Annotated in this window: 12 protein-coding genes; 3 read left to right on the top strand and 9 right to left on the bottom strand. The window is 66.2% G+C overall.

Going from position 1 to position 15,125, the window contains the following annotated elements; all coding sequences use genetic code 11:
• Positions 1-44 precede the first annotated feature (44 nt).
• The 9 genes from ACR4XJ_RS06235 to hisI all read right to left on the bottom strand — a co-directional run bounded on the left by ACR4XJ_RS06235 (position 45) and on the right by hisI (position 10,736).
• Positions 45-1,772, bottom strand: a complete 1,728-nt coding sequence (locus ACR4XJ_RS06235) for an aldehyde ferredoxin oxidoreductase C-terminal domain-containing protein (protein WP_434754406.1) — start codon at positions 1,770-1,772, stop codon at positions 45-47.
• Between the two features lie 871 nt (positions 1,773-2,643).
• Positions 2,644-3,681, bottom strand: a complete 1,038-nt coding sequence (locus ACR4XJ_RS06230) for an extracellular solute-binding protein (RefSeq protein WP_434754756.1) — start codon at positions 3,679-3,681, stop codon at positions 2,644-2,646.
• Positions 3,682-3,719: 38 nt separating this feature from the next.
• Complete coding sequence (potC, locus tag ACR4XJ_RS06225; RefSeq protein ID WP_434754405.1) at positions 3,720-4,493, bottom strand: spermidine/putrescine ABC transporter permease PotC; 774 nt, start codon at positions 4,491-4,493, stop codon at positions 3,720-3,722.
• Between the two features lies 1 nt (position 4,494).
• Positions 4,495-5,451 (bottom strand): spermidine/putrescine ABC transporter permease PotB, encoded by a 957-nt coding sequence (gene potB, locus ACR4XJ_RS06220; protein WP_434754404.1) that lies wholly within the window; start codon positions 5,449-5,451, stop codon positions 4,495-4,497.
• Positions 5,438-6,637: a spermidine/putrescine ABC transporter ATP-binding protein PotA gene (potA, locus tag ACR4XJ_RS06215; protein WP_434754403.1), complete on the bottom strand. Its 1,200-nt coding sequence runs from the start codon at positions 6,635-6,637 to the stop codon at positions 5,438-5,440. Before potA ends, potB begins: the two co-directional genes overlap by 14 nt.
• A 727-nt stretch (positions 6,638-7,364) precedes the next feature.
• Positions 7,365-8,246, bottom strand: coding sequence for a polysaccharide deacetylase family protein (locus tag ACR4XJ_RS06210; RefSeq protein ID WP_434754402.1), 882 nt, complete (start codon positions 8,244-8,246; stop codon positions 7,365-7,367).
• 4 nt (positions 8,247-8,250) lie between these two features.
• Positions 8,251-9,171 carry a shikimate dehydrogenase gene (gene aroE, locus ACR4XJ_RS06205; protein WP_434754401.1) on the bottom strand — a complete coding sequence of 307 codons (921 nt, stop codon included), beginning with the start codon at positions 9,169-9,171 and terminating at the stop codon, positions 8,251-8,253.
• Positions 9,172-9,441: 270 nt separating this feature from the next.
• Positions 9,442-10,323: an ATP phosphoribosyltransferase gene (gene hisG, locus ACR4XJ_RS06200; protein ID WP_434754400.1), complete on the bottom strand. Its 882-nt coding sequence runs from the start codon at positions 10,321-10,323 to the stop codon at positions 9,442-9,444.
• Positions 10,323-10,736: a phosphoribosyl-AMP cyclohydrolase gene (gene hisI, locus ACR4XJ_RS06195; RefSeq protein WP_434754399.1), complete on the bottom strand. Its 414-nt coding sequence runs from the start codon at positions 10,734-10,736 to the stop codon at positions 10,323-10,325. Before hisI ends, hisG begins: the two co-directional genes overlap by 1 nt.
• Before the next feature lie 280 nt (positions 10,737-11,016).
• Between hisI and ACR4XJ_RS06190 the strand changes: the two genes are divergently transcribed.
• The 3 genes from ACR4XJ_RS06190 (at position 11,017) to ACR4XJ_RS06180 (ending at position 15,029) form a co-directional block, all read left to right on the top strand.
• Positions 11,017-12,174, top strand: coding sequence for a GtrA family protein (locus tag ACR4XJ_RS06190; protein WP_434754398.1), 1,158 nt, complete (start codon positions 11,017-11,019; stop codon positions 12,172-12,174).
• Between the two features lies 1 nt (position 12,175).
• The gene (locus tag ACR4XJ_RS06185; protein WP_434754397.1) at positions 12,176-13,612 is read left to right on the top strand and encodes an ArnT family glycosyltransferase; all 1,437 of its coding nucleotides are present in this window, start codon (positions 12,176-12,178) and stop codon (positions 13,610-13,612) included.
• Positions 13,613-14,177: 565 nt separating this feature from the next.
• On the top strand, positions 14,178-15,029 hold the full coding sequence (locus ACR4XJ_RS06180) for a hypothetical protein (protein ID WP_434754396.1): 852 nt from the start codon (positions 14,178-14,180) through the stop codon (positions 15,027-15,029).
• Positions 15,030-15,125 lie beyond the last annotated feature (96 nt).

Here is a 15,125-nt window from a genome sequence, read left to right as displayed (position 1 = left end):
GCGCGGCCGCCCCGCCCTTCGGGACGGCCGCGCGCATGTGTTTGCTAGAAGGCCAGTACGCTGTCGATTTCCTCGTCCGTGAAGTCCCACACGGTGTTGTGCGGGGGGCACGGTTCCTCGAAGAACTCGGGCAGGCGGTCGTGCGCGCTGGTGAACCCGGCGCGCCGGTTGAAGTCCAGTTCGGCCTTCAGGATGGTCGTGCCGAGGGCCGTCACGTCGTCGCCCGTCAGGGCCAGATCGTACCGCGCATTGATCATGTCCACCAGCGCGTTGAACCCGTCGGGGATGTCCAGGATGGCGAAGGCGATGAACAGGCACATGCCGGTGGAGTCCACGGCGGCGGTGGCGATTTGCAGGTTGCGCGAAAGCTCCACCTGCCCTTCCTTGCCCAGCGGATCGACGAAGCCGCCCACCCGCAGGATGTTGGTGGCCACGGCGTACCCGGCGGTGTGGTCCGCGCCCATGGGGGTGGTGGCGTAGGTCAGGCCCACGCCCTTCACCGCGCGCGGGTCGTAGGCCGGAATGGCCTGGTTCTTCACCACCGGCACGCGCGTAAGCCCGTACATCTGGCCCACGGCCGCCGCGCCGCACCCCAGGATGCGCCCTAGGGGGGTTCCCTGGCGGATCTGCCTGATCAGATCCAGCGCGGCCTTGGCGTCGCCCCACGGGATGACGCCCGCGTCCATGGCCACGGCCACGGCCACCGAGGTTTCGATGGAGTCGATGCCCGCCTCGTCGAACTCGCGGTCGGCGTAGGCGATGGCGTCCAGGTCGTCGATGGCGGCGTCCGCCCCCAGCGCCCAGATGGTCTCGTACTCGAAGCCGCTGGTGATGTACTTGCCCTGCTTGTCCACGTAGTGCTGCGAGCAGCGGATGACGCACCCCGCGTGGCAGCCGTGGGTGGTCTTGCCGCCGCGCTCCTCGATGGTGGCGGCCATGGTTTCGCCGCCGATGTTGTTGGCCCACTCGTTGCGGCCCCGGCGGAAGTTTTCCGTGGGCAGGCCGCCCGCCTCGTTCAGGATGTTCACCAGTACGTTGGTGCCGTACTTGGGCAGCCCCTGGCCGGTGACGGGGTGGGTGGTCAGGGCGTTGGCGAAGCGCTTGGCCGCGCTCTTGAATTCCTCGGGCCGGGCGATGGGCACGGCGGGCGCGCCCGCGTCGTCGATGACCACCGCCTTGATCCCCTTGGAGCCCATGACGGCCCCCAGCCCGCCGCGCCCGGCGCTGCGGATGTTGCCTTCCGGATCGGCGAAGGAAATGTTGGCGGCGGACAGCTTCATCTCGCCCGCCGGGCCGATGAGCGCCACGCCCACCTTGGGGCCGTACTTGGCCTGCAACGCCTTGATGGCGTCGTAGTTGCCCGCGCCCATGATCTCGGCCGGGGCCTCGTCGAAGGTCACGCCGTCCTTGTCCACCTTGACCACGGCGTACGCGCCGTCGGCGGGCAGACCCTCGAACACCAGCGCCTTGATGTCCAGGCGGGCCATCTTCTGCGAAAAGCTGCCACCGCTGTTGCTTTCCTTTATGCCGCCGGTGAGGGGGCTCTTGGCCCCGCAGGAGATGCGGCCGGAGTTCACCGCGCTGGTGCCGGTGAGAAAACCGGGGGCGAACACGAGCTTGTTGTACTTGCCAAGGGGATGGCAGGTGGGCTTCACCTCATCGGCAACGAACATGGACGTCAGGCCGCGCCCCGCAAGCCCGGCATACTTTTCGGGACAGTCCCCGATCTCCGCCGTCCTCGAACCCATGTCAACGCGTATGAATTTCGCCATGTCAGCCTCCATTGCTGTGTAAGAACAGGCGCGCGCCACCAACGGCGACGCCGCCGCGCCATGCGCTCCGCCGCGTGCGGCTGCACGCGGCATGCATGGCCGACACCACCACATCTGCAATACCGGTACGGGCCGCGCGGACGGAAGGCTGCCGCCCGCGCGGTGATCCGTTGCATGCAGGCGTGACGCAACACCCGCCTTCACTCTCACTATTTACGGCACGCAATGGTGTCAATTTATGCCCTGCATGACATAGGATGCATTTCCACTACATTCTGATATACACATCTATGTCACGCATGACACAATCAATGTTCTTCCATGAGCACAATACAGCATCGCACGCATGGCAACTGCCGCGCCGGACGATACTTCTACTCCGCGCGACACCGTTGCCACTGCAAACGCACGTCACGCCGTTGGTTATGGTTCGCACGCCTCCGTATCGGTAAGAACGGGTTCCAGCCCGCCAACGGCAAGGCCCTCGCCCTGCCCGCCCGCATACGGCGCCGCGCCCGGCGTCCACCCGGACACTTCCCACCCGGCGCAAAAAAAATCCCGGCCCCCGCCGAGCGAACGGCGGGGGCCGGGAAAACGACCGGGCGCGGGAACCGGGTTAAGGGACTGTTTCTAACTTAGAATTTTCGTCCGTTGGCAAGGAAAACAAGCCTGCCATGAGGGAGTATGCGGCAGCCGTTATGCGAGTCTTCGAGCATTACGGATGGCGACCGCAACGCGCTCTTATCGTATTCGACCGAGCCTTAGCCGTTAGGCGAGCGCATGGCGCGAGTCTTACGGATAAGGACAGCAACGCTATGGCAGGCGAAGTTTGACGTAGCCAACGGGCGAAAAGGCAAGTTAGAAACAGTCCCTAGCTGCCCGTCTTCAGCATCTCCCAGTACTTTTCGTAGACTTCCAGCGCGTTGCCCACGCTGTTGGTGAACTCGGCGTTCTTCAGATCCGCGTCGGTGGGCGAGGTGATGCGGCTCTTGGCCAGTTCCGGCGAAAGGATCTTCTGCGCGGCCTCGTTGGGGGTGGAGTAGTTGTATTCCTCCACGCATTCCTTGGCCACGTCGGGCCGCAGCAGGAAGTCGATGAACTTGTGGGCGTTGTCCTTGTGCTTGGCGCCCACGGGAATGGCCAGGCTGTCCACCCACAGGGGCACGCCTTCCCTGGGATAGATGAAGGCAAGGTTCTCGTTCTCGCCGGCGGCGATGTAGGCGTCGCCGTTCCAGATCAGGCCCGCGGCCACTTCCTCGCTGATGAACGCCTGCTTGCTGGCTGTCACGTCGAACACGCGCACCGAGGGCAGCAGCTTCTTCAGCCATTCGTAGGCGGCCTTGATCTCGGCCTCGCTGGTGGAGTTCACCGAGTAGCCCAGCGCCTTCAGGGCCACGCCCATGGAGTCGCGCTGGTCGTCGGACAGGATGACCTTGCCCGCGAACTCGGGGCGGTTCAGGTCGTTCCAACTGGTGATGGTGGCCGGGTCCACCACCTTCCTGTTCACCATCAGGCCCGCCGAGCCCCACATGTAGGGCACCGAGTATTCGTTGCCCGGGTCGAACGGCTGGTTCAGCACCTTGGGCGAGAGGTTCTTGAAATTCTTCAGCCTGGTCTTGTCGATCTTGGACAGCAGCCCGTCGTCGCGCATCATGGAGATGAAGTAGGTGGACGGCACGACCACGTCGTAGCCCACGCCCTTCAGCAGCTTGATCTTGGCGTACATGGCCTCGTTGGATTCGTAGGTGGTGTACACCACCTTGATGCCCGTCTCCTTGGTGAACCTGTCGAGCACCGACTGGGGCACGTACTCCGACCAGTTGTAGACGTGCAGCACCTTTTCTTCCGCCGCCACGGCGGGGCTTGCGAACAGCGTCGCCGCCAGCACCGCCAGGGCAAGACCCGCCATCACCAGCGCGGCGCGGGCCGCGTGCAGCTTCGTGCGCATCATTTCCTCCTCGTCCTGGTAAGGGTTTGTGCCAGCAGCACCAGCACTATGGTCAGCGTGAACATCACCGCCGACAGGGCGTTGATGTCCGGCTTCACGCCAAGGCGCACCATGGAATAGACGCGCAGGGGCAACACCTCGAAGGTGGGGCCGGTGACGAAGAAGCTCACCAGCACGTCGTCCATGGACAGGGTGAACGACAGCAGCCACCCCGCCGCCACGGCGGGCGCGGCCAGGGGCAGCAGCACGTGGCGGAAGGCCCGCCACTCCGACGCGCCAAGGTCGCGCGCGGCCTCGATGAGCTGCTCGTCGAACTCGGCCAGGCGCGCCAGCACCGTCACGGTGACGAAGGGCAGCGCCAGGGTGACGTGGGCGGCCAGCAGGGTCCAGAAGCCCAGCTGCACCTGAAGGGCGATGAAGAAGATGAGCAGCGAGATGCCCATGACGATGTCTGGCGACACGGTGAGCACGTAGATGCAGCCGTGCAGCACCTTGCGCCCCGGAAAGCGGTAGCGCCGGATACAGATGGCCGCCAGCGTGCCCAGCACCGTGGCGATGGTGGCCGCCAGGGTGGCCACCGACAGCGAGTTGAGCGCGGCGTCCACCAGCGGACCGTTGGCGGCCAGGGCGGAATACCACTTCAGGGTGAAGCCCTTCCACTCGGTGGTGTAGCGCGCGTCGTTGAAGGAATAGACGATGACCACCAGGATGGGCACGTACAGGAAGGCGTAGACCAGCCAGACCAGCCATGTGCGAAGGGTGCGCAGCTTCATCCTACGCCCTCCCCCGCGCGCCGCGCGCCATGCCGTCGCCGCCGTCCTGCATGTCGTGCGCGCCGTCGGGCGTGCGGCCTGCCGTCCCGGCCCCGGTATCCGCGCCCTTGCGTTCGCGCAGGGCCACCCGGCGGCTGCTGAGCCAGTAGCCGATGATCATCAGCACCAGCAGCGCGGTCATGATGGTGCTGGCGGCGGCGCCCAGCGGCCAGTCGCGCGCCACCAGGAACTGGTTCTTGATGAAGTTGCCGATGAGCATGCTCTTGGCCCCGCCCAGGATTTCCGGAATGTAGAAACACCCCAGCGAGGGCAGGAACACCAGCATGCACCCGGCCACGATGCCCGGCAGGGTCAGGGGCAGGGTAACGTGCCAGAAGGCCCGCAGGCTGCTGGCCCCCAGGTCCTTGGCCGCGTCCAGCAGGCGCTTGTCCAGCTTTTCTATGGACGCGTACAGCGGCAAGATCATGAACGGCAGCAGCGTGTAGGTAAGCCCCGTGAACACCGCGAACTCGCCGTACATGAACGACACCGGCTCGTCGACCAGCCCCAGGGCCATGAGCACGTTGGAGGCGATCCCCTGCGACTTCAGGATGATGATCAGCGCATAGGTGCGGATGAGCGAGTTGGTCCAGAACGGGATGACCACCAGCAGCAGCAGCCACGGGCGCAACGCGCGCCGGGCCGTGGCCACGGCGTAGGCGAACGGGTAGCCGATGAGCAGGCACACCAGGGTGCTGGCGGCGGCCAGCCACAGCGATTCGCCCAGTATCCTGATGAACACCGGGTCGGCGAGGCGGGCGTAGTTGTTCCAGGTGAACACCAGGTTCACGAAGTCCGACTCGCCCCGTTCGAGAAAGGTGACCAGCAGCAGGCCGAGGTTGGGCAAGAGGGCGAACAGCCCCAGCCACAACCAGACCACCGCGATGCTGGCGGTGCGGAAGGGTCTACGCTGCGTCATCGGGCAGCAGTACCTCCCATCCGTCCACCCAGCTTACGGCCACGCGCTCGCCGGGGTTGTAGTTGATGTCCTCGTCGTCCTCGTTGAAGAACTCCGCCGCCATCAGGCGCTGCCCGTCGTCCAGGGTGATGACCAGGTCCACGGTGGCGCCCTTGTACACCGATTCCTCGATACGGCCCCACAGGTGCGGCCAGTCCGGGGTTTCCGCATCCGCAATGCGGTCGATGCGCAAGTCCTCGGGCCGCAGCAGCACCTGCACCGCGTCGCCGGGGGCCAGCCTGCGCCGCGAGCGCACCGGAAACACCGTGCCGCCCACGGTGGCGTCGTACAGGTGTTCGCCGGGCTTCAGGTCCTGCGGCAGGGCGGCGTGCTCCGGCGTGCCCGGCGCGGGCGGGGCCAGGGGCGTGCCCGGCGCGGCCGCCCAGTCCAGGCGCACGGCGTCGATGCGGCCGGGCAGCGCGTTGATGTCGCCCACGAAGCGCGCCACGTACATGTTGGCGGGCTCCTCGTAGATTTCCTTGGGCGCGCCGATCTGCTCGATGCGGCCCTCGTTCATCACCACCACCCGGTCGGACATGGCGAACGCCTCTTCCTGGTCGTGGGTGACGAACACGAAGGTGATGCCGAGCTGCCGCTGCAAGTGCTTGATTTCCAGTTGCATCTGCTTGCGGAGCTTGAAGTCCAGCGCGCTGAACGGTTCGTCCAGCAGCAGCACCAGCGGGTTGTTGATGACGGCGCGGGCAATGGCCACGCGCTGCTGCTGCCCGCCGGAAAGCTGGCGGGGCTTGCGGTCGGCCAGGGCTTCCAGGTGCACCATGCGCAGGGCGTCCAGCACGCGGCGGGCGGTCTCGTCCGCCGCGACGCCCTGCATCTTCAGGCCGAAGGCCACGTTGTCGCGCACGGTCATGTGCGGGAACAGCGCGTAGTTCTGGAACACGGTGTTCACCTGGCGCTGTTCCGGGGGCACGCGGTTGACCACCTGCCCGTTGATGCGCACCTCGCCCGCCGTGGGCCGCTCGAAGCCCGAGACCAGGCGCAGGATGGTAGTCTTGCCGCAACCCGACGGCCCGAGCAGGGTCAGGAATTCGCCGTTGCGGATGGTGAGGTCTATGGAGTCGAGCGCCACGGTGTCCTCGAACGTCTTGGTGACGCCGCGCAACTCGATGATGTGTTCCTGTTCTGCCATCGTCGCCTCTTGCTGTGGACTGTCGGGGGCTGACCCCTTCCTTGCGTGCTGGTTGCCCTTGCGTGCCGGTGGGCGGGCCGGATGCATGTCGCCGCCAGGACGCCACGGGACGCCGTGCCAGCCGTGGGCCGGGGCGCCGTGCGTCCGCGCGGGGATGCGTGATTCCGGAAACTGCGGGGCGAAGCTCCACGCCGGTGCGAGCCGGATGCCCGCCGTCCTCGACCGGATGGGGGCCGAATGCGCAAGGGCGGGACGGGGATGGGCACGGGGCCGATGCGGTGCCGGTGCGCCGGGGCGCATCGCACCGAAAACCGGTACGTCGGAACTTCGGCAGGGGGGGACGGAATCGCTACGCTGCGGGATGCAGGGCGCGCCGGTTACCGGTGCGCATGGGCCGAGGGGCCGGCATCGCCGGCCACGGGCGTTCGGGCGTTGCCGGAGCGGCGAAGCCCCAGATTGCGCACCCGGTGCACCGGCCGGGATGAAAGGATGACCTGCGAGCAGCGTATCATGCGTTCGTCTTCCCTCATGGGGGGCGTCATGAAGTGGCGTCATGGAGCGACGCCGTGCGACTGGCCGGAGACTGCCGCGCGCCCTTGGGGGGCGCGGGCTGGACGGTGGTTGTTCGGGGTCTGTGTGCCATGCGAGGGGCAGGGTGACAAGCAAAAAAACACCCCCGTCCGGCTGAGGACCGGCAGGGGGCCTGCTGGAAACCGGAAGCGCGCGATTACGGAATCGGTGATCCAGGCGTCACAGCCCCCGCCCCACCCGCCCCGTCCGCCCCATCCGCCCCATCGGGCAGGCGCACGAAGCGCACCCCGCGCCGCACCAGTTCCGGCAGGGCCGCGCGCAGTCCCGCGCCGCTGCCCGCATCCGGCTTGTTCATGTGCAGCAGCAGGATATCCCCGTTGCGGGCGGCCAGCAGGTTGCGGGCCACGGCCGGGGCGGGCAGCGTGGCCCCGGCGTCGGCCGCCACGGTGCAGCCGGTGACGGTCTGCCCAAGCTCCGCCGCCACGCGCACGGCCACCTCGTCGCAAAACAGGGTGGCGGCCCGGTAGAAACGCGGACGCGTGCCGGTGAGCGCGGCCAGCCGCCGGGCGTTGGATTCCACCTCGTCCACGAACCCGGCCACGGAGCGGGCGCCCCGGATACCGTAGGCGGCGCGCCCGGTCACCGAGGCGGGCCGGTGGCGCGCGCCGTGGTTGGCGATTTCGAACAGCGGGTCGCGGGCGAGGTCGGCGGCTTCCGTGGGGTGGGCGGTGAGCCACGGCCCGGCCAGAAACAGGGTGGCGGGCACGCGCAGATCGCGCAGCACGGCGATGATGGAGGCGTCGTACCCGCCGCCGCAGGCGTCGAACGTCAGGGCCACGGTGACGGGGCCGCCTTTGGGAGCGGCAGTTGCGGGCAGATGGGTGAGCGTGCCGGGCAGGGCCGGCCCCCACTGGGCGGGATGCCGCCCGCCGTAGCGGGCCTCGAACCGGGCCGCCAGTTCCGGCAGGGGCAGCGTGGAGAGGTCCGGCTCCGCCGACCGGGCTGCCGGTGCGCTCAGCAGGATCAGCAGCACGGCCAGCAGGACTGGCGGACACCACGCCCGGCATGACGCGGGCAATGGCCTACCCTTTCCCCAGGCCGGGCAGCGCGCACTGGCCGCAGGCGCGGCCCACGGCCACGTCCCCCAGCCCCAGGGCCACGGCGACCAGGGTGCGCGCGCCTTCGGCGGGCAGTTCCAGGCCGGTCCACAGCCGGAACTGCTCGCGGCCCTGCTCCACGAACATGGCCAGGCCGTCCTGCACGTCCCAGCCCGCCTTGGCGGCCTCGGACAGGAAGCGGGTGCGCAGGGGATTGTAGACCAGATCGTAGGCAAGGCCGGTACGGCCCGGGAAACCCTGTGCCAGAAAGGCGGTGTCGCCCTGCCGTTCGCCGGACATGCCCATGGGTGTGGTGTTGACGACCAGGTCCGCGCCCCAGGCGGCGCGCGCCTCCCAGTCCACCACCCCCGCGCCGAATTCGGCGGCCAGGGGGGCGGCCTTTTCCGCGTTGCGCCCGGTGACGGCCACCTCGCCCACCACGCCAACACCGGTCCGGCCAAGCTCGTTCAGCCCGGCCAGCACGGCGCGGGCCGCGCCGCCGTTGCCCAGCACCAGCGCCCTTGCGCACCGCCACCCTTCCGATGCGCGCTGGCGCAGGGGGGCCAGAAAGCCGGTGACGTCGGTGTTTTCGCCCAGCAGCCGGCCGTCCCGCCAGTACAGGGTGTTCACCGCGCCCACGGCGCGGGCGCGGGCGCTGACGCCATCCAGCAGGGGCAGCACGGCCTGCTTGTGGGGAATGGTGACGCTGGCTCCGCGTATGGGCAGGATGCGCACGGCGGTGATGAAGTCGCCCACCCGGCCCGGCTCCAGCGGCCAGGCCATGTACACGGCGGGAATGTCCAGCAGGCCGAAGCCCCAGTTGTGCAGCAGGGGGCTCATGGTGTGGCCGAGGGGATGGCCGATGATGCCGTAGAGTTCTCGGGGCAGGAACGGATGTGCGGGCATGGGACGGCCTCCGGCGGTTGGGGCGCTGCCCCGACGGCGGAAAGGAAGACGCATCGCGGTTCTGTCCGGCTGCAACCCGGACCCGACGTTCATCCCCAATCGGCCGCAGCGATATCTGCTTACCCGAATGAAAAGTTTGGGGGGATGGGGGTCCGGGGGAAGGCGACCCTTTTACGCTCTGCGGTCGCCATCCGTAAGGTTCGCGCAAGCGCTCACCTAACGGCTGCCGCAAAGGGTTCCTTCCCCCGAAATTGCTTTTACTGATCCGCCCTAGATAACCTTGTTCAGCGAATACTCGATGATGCCTTCGGCACCGGCGGTGCGCAGGCGGGGGATGAGGTCGCGCACCACGCCGTTGTCCACCACGATTTCCACGGCGAACCAGGTGCTGTCGCGCAGTCCGGCCACGGTGGGCGAATTGAGGCTGGGCAACTGGTCGAGCACGGCGTCGAGGTTGCCCGCGGGCACGTTCATCTTCAGGCCCACCAGCGAATCGGCGCGCAACGCGCCTTGCAGCAAAAGGTCGATCTGCTCGATCTTGGCGCGCTTCCACGGGTCGGCCCAGGCGGCCTTGCCCGCGATGAGCACGGTGTTGGTCAGCAGCACTTCGGCGATGATGCGCAGGCCGTGGGCCTTGATGGTGGTGCCGGTCTCGGTGACCTCGACGATGGCGTCGGCCAGGCCCTCGACCACCTTGGCCTCGGTGGCGCCCCAGGAATACTGCACCTTGACGGGGATGCCCGCGTCCTCGAAGTAGCGGCGGGTGACGCCCAGCAGTTCGGTGGCGACGGTGCACCCGGCGAGGTCCTCTGGCCGGACGTAGGGCGAATCGCCGGCCACGGCCAGCACCCAGCGGGCCGGACGGTTGCTGACCTTGGAATAGACCAGGTCGGACACGGTGACCACGTCGGCCCCGGTTTCCAGCAGCCAGTCCTTGCCGGTCAGCCCCACGTCGAGCACGCCGTCCTCGAGGTAGCGGGGGATTTCCTGCACCCGGCAGAGGCGCGCGGTCAGTTCCGGGTCGTTGATTTCCGGAAAGTAGTTGCGGTGATGCTTGCGGATCTTCCACCCGGAGCGGGCGAACAGGTTCACGGTGGCTTCTTCCAGCGAGCCCTTGGGAATGCCGATCTTCAGCATGTTGTTGCCGGACATTATCTGTAGACCTCCTTGGGGTCGAACACGCGGGGCGAGCAGATGACGGGTTCGCCGTCCTTCAGCTCTCGGTAGAAACAGCTGCGGTACCCTTCATGGCAGGCCGCGCCGCCCTTCTGTTCCACGAGCAGCAGCACGGTGTCGCTGTCGCAGTCCAGGCGCACGGCCTTGATATGCTGGGTATGGCCCGACGTGCCGCCCTTGTGCCACAGCCGGCCACGGCTGCGGCTGAAGTAATGCGCCTCGCCGGTGGCGAGGGTGGCGTCCCATGCCGCTTCGTTCATCCAGGCCATCATCAGCACTTCGCCGGTGGCGGCGCACTGGGCGATGGCGGGCACGAGACCGTTCGTCTTCTCGAAGTCGGGAGCAAAATCGGGGCGGAAACCTTGTGCGGCGTCGGAAGCCTGAGCCATGTGCGATGTCCTCGCGCGGGGGAATCCCCAAAGGGGTTGCGGGGCAAGGCCCCAAAAAGGTTTCGGGGGCGCGGCCGTGGCTGTGGCGGGCGGTGGCGAACGCCACGTCCGTCCCGTGCACGGCCGCAAAGTGGCGAATCTAGCCGTTCCGGGTGACAGACGCAAGGCGGCGGGGCGGATGAGGGAGGCCGGGATTGCCACGGTGGCGTTCATATTCGAAACTTGATAGGTTCCGCACGGCTCTTTCGCCTACCCTTCAACGCCCGATGGTTTCCTTTCCATGCGTATTGCCATCGTCATTCCCACTTACAACGAAGCCGACAACATCTCCCTGTTGCTGGACGCGTTGCATGGTCAGTTTCACCATATTCCGCATGAAATGCTCGTGCTCGTGGTGGACGACAACTCACCGGACGGCACGGCGGACATCGTTCGCACCCGCCAATGCAACACCCCTTGGCTGCACCTGCTGACCGGCAGGAAAGAAGGGCTTGGCGCCGCATACATCCGCGGCATGACGTATGCCGTCGATGTGCTGGGGGCGGACGCCGTGATGGAGATGGACGCCGACTTCTCGCATGACCCCGCAGACGTACCGCGCATGATCGCGGCGCTGGATGCCGGGGCGGACATGGTCATCGGCAGCAGGTATGTGAAGGGTGGCAGCATTCCCGACGATTGGGGACTGCACCGCAAGCTCAATTCGAAATTCGGCAACATCGCCGCCCGGCTAATCGCGGGCATGCACCAGGTCGCGGACTGCACTGCCGGCTTCAGGGCCATCCGCGCCTCCATGCTGCGCCGGATAGACCTGCCCAGCCTCAACGCGCGCGGGTACGTCTTCCAGATCGCCCTGCTGCACGAGATGCTCGTCCAGGGTGCCCGCATCACCGAGATACCGGTAAAATTCACTGACAGAACCAGGGGCACGACCAAGCTCGGCCTTGCCGACATTGCGGAGTTCCTGCTGCGCGTATGGGCCATCCGGCTGCGGTCGATGCGGACGTTCCTCTTCTTTTGCTTTGTCGGGGCAACAGGTGTCGCCGTCAATCTTGCGGGGTTCACCGCCTTGCTTGCCGGGGGTGTCCCGCCGCTGCTTGCCTCTCCGCTGGCGGTGGAAATCGCCATCCTGTGGAACTTCCTGCTGAACAACCGCCTGACCTTCAGCAAGACCGAGTCGGGCCGCAGCCCCTTTGGAAAGCTGCTGCGTTTCAACCTTGCCTCGCTGGCCGGGTTGGGCGTTCACTGGGCCACGTTCTGGGGCATCACGCACGTGTTCCCCACGTTCCCCCCGTTGATGGCGCAGACGATCGCGATCGCCCCATCCACCGTGACGAACTACGTACTCTACTCGCGATGGGTATTCAGCACCAACAGGCTGCGCTCAAAGATCAGCGGAATATTCCGCCTTACCACAGCCACGCGGCCCATGGACTGATATGACGGCGACATACAAATACATCGTGGCAGTTTTTCTCGTTCTGCTTTTCGCCGCCCGTTTCTACGGCATCGGCGCGCCTGTCCTCGATAAACACTCATGGCGGCAGAGCGACACGGCAGGAACCGCGCGCAATTTCCATGAGACGGGCAACAGCATCCTCTTGCCCCAGGTGGACTGGCGCGGCGACACCCAGGGCTTTGCTGAAATGGAATTTCCCATCTATCAGTACAGTGTTGCCAAGCTGTACGACGTGTTCGGAGCCAGGGAATCCGTTGCCCGCACTTTTTCCATAGCCCTTTTTGCACTTTCCGTGCTGCTGTTGTACAGGCTGGTATCTGAAACATGTTCGCGTGAACTGGGCATGTTTACGACGCTGATCTATGCCTCGCTGACAACCACCACCTACTATGCGCGGACCATACTGCCAGAGCCCATGCTGCTGGCCAGCTCTGTCGGCGCCCTCTACTTTCTCTGGCGCTATTCCCGCACGGGCGGCCTTGTCGACTATGTACTGTCGCTGGCGTGCCTGTGTATTGCCTGCCTGATAAAAGTCAGCCCGCTCTACCTCGGGCTGCCCCTGCTACTGCTTTTTTACAGGCGGCACGGCATGCGAATGCTGCGGTCCTGGCAATGCTGGTTGTACGCGGCCTGCGTGCTGATCGCGCTGTATCTGTGGTATTCACACGCCGCCACGTTGCGCGAGATGACACATCTCAGCTTCGGGCTCTACGGGGAAGCCAACGGAAAATATTTCAACTGGGATACGCTGGCCACCCTGGAGTTCTGGAACAGGGTGCTGTTCGAGCGACTGGCGGCATGGCACTTCACATGGGTGCTCGCCCCGTTCATCGTCTGGGGCATTTGCATGCGCAGGCAGTCCCCCATGGAGCGGCTCTTTGACCTGTGGGGAATCGCGGTCTTCGTCTACCTGATCCTGATTCCAGTGGGCAATTCCGTGCATGACTACTATCAGTTGCCCATGCTTGCCCCGCTTTGCGTCTTTGCGGCAAAGCCCTTCGCAAGGCACCTCGCCCGGCCGGGCGCACCGCGCTTGGCCAAGGGACTTCTGGCCTTATGCCTTGTCGCGCATGTCGGGGTTGCGCAGTACAACTACCTCCGACTGATGAACAAGCACACGGACTATGCGCCGTTCCAGCGTCTGCACGAACGCCTCGACGCCCTCAATACACCAGATGGGCTGATCTACACTCCTACCAAGGGCTCGCCGTCCCTGCTCTACTACCTGCATCGCAAGGGGTGGATCGGCCTACCATCGTACGAAAAATTCCGCACCTCGGAGGCCGTTGCCGTCGTCGGCGTGTTTGGCTGGCGCAACTACATTCAGGGCCCCACACCGGAGCAGGTGCGCGCCCTGTATCCCCCCGAAGCCTTCGCGCTGCTTGACGACGAGGTCTTCATCGTCGTCCGGCGGTGAGCCGAAAAAGTTGCCGACACCGCCCGATCCCGTCAGTTCCATACGTTCGCGTGGGCGAAAAGCGCCGCCAGTTGCACCACGGCCATGGCGTCGGACCGGGCGCGGTAGATGGCCAGGTGCATGGCCCCTTCGGACGAGGAGTTGCCCCGGCCAGCACCACGCTGGTGTCAAGGCATGGCGCCCCATGCTGTCCCGTTCATCCAGGCCATCATCAGCACTTCGCCGACGGCCGCGCGCTGGGCGATGGCGGGCACGACGGACGCAGCCGGAACGCACGGATGCCGCCTGCCCGCCAGCCGCCCCGGCTCGCCTGAAGGGCCATCCTCTTGCCAGCAACACTTTTTTACGTCAATAGACCTCGGCAGACACACTCGGCCAGCGCTTCGCCCCACCCCGGCGAAGCGCGAAAAATCTATGCGTGCCTTTCAGGCAACGCGGCAGTGCATCACCCACGCCACGAGGCGATACGACAGGGCGGCTCTTTAGGGCCGTATCCGGCGGTGGCGTGTGCCCTGCGGCCAGACGCGCGCGTGGCATACCCTCGTCTTCTTCCCAAGGACTGCACGTGGTCCCCGTCCTGCATACCCAATTGGAACGGCTGAAACGGCACATTCCGTGGCACTGGCGCAACGCCGCCCCTCTGGACCATGTCCGCATCCGCACGACGCGCGAGACACTGGCGCGCTGCGCGGCCTTCATAGCGTCGCAACAGGGCGGCGCATACCTGCGCTTCGGTGACGGAGACGTCTACCTAGCCCACGGCACGGACGATGCGCTGCAAACCTCCACCCCCGACTTCACCCGGGAAATGCGCGAGGCATTCCGGTGCAACATGCCGGGCGTGCTGAAGGCGCTCCCCATACATTCGGTGAAATTCGGCCATGAGGAGGGAATGTCGCCGGGCGTCTTCCTGATGCGCGACGTAGCGGCCGAACGATTCCTGCGCAGGACGCTGGAATGCTTCACGGGACACCCCATCTACAGCGCGGTGGCCCTGCACTACCAGTTCTCCGCGGATTTCGAATACGCGCTGGCATTCCTGAAGCTGCTGAAACAAAACGCCGCCCTGTTCGTCGGGGCCGAAGACGTGCTGGAAGCGGACCGGAGGCTGCTGTTCGGCGACGCACCCCACGTCCGCACGCCGATGAAGGATTCGTACCGCGCCATGGACCGGATCGAACAGGAAACCGCCACGCTCCTGTCCACGCGGGAGGACTACGGCGTGGTCGTGGTGGCCACCGGCTGCGCGGGGCGGGTGCTCATCAAACGCCTGCTGCACCGGGGCCTGACGCGCTTCTTCTATTTCGACTTCGGCAGTCTGCTGGACATCATCTGCGGGTGGAACACCCGGACGTGGCACAGCCGGGCAGGCATCACCCCGGAAAAGATCGAGCGGCTCCGGCGCGAACTGGCGTAGCCGGGGACAGCCCGACGCCCCAGGGCCGCGACGCCGGAACTGTACATGCCACCATTGCCCCGGTCCGTGCATCCGCCGCACGGGCCGGGGTTTTTC

It is taken from the genome of Nitratidesulfovibrio sp. D1 (genome assembly GCF_051133415.1).
Lineage (GTDB): Bacteria > Desulfobacterota > Desulfovibrionia > Desulfovibrionales > Desulfovibrionaceae > Cupidesulfovibrio.
This window is presented reverse-complemented; position numbering and strand designations above follow the sequence as displayed.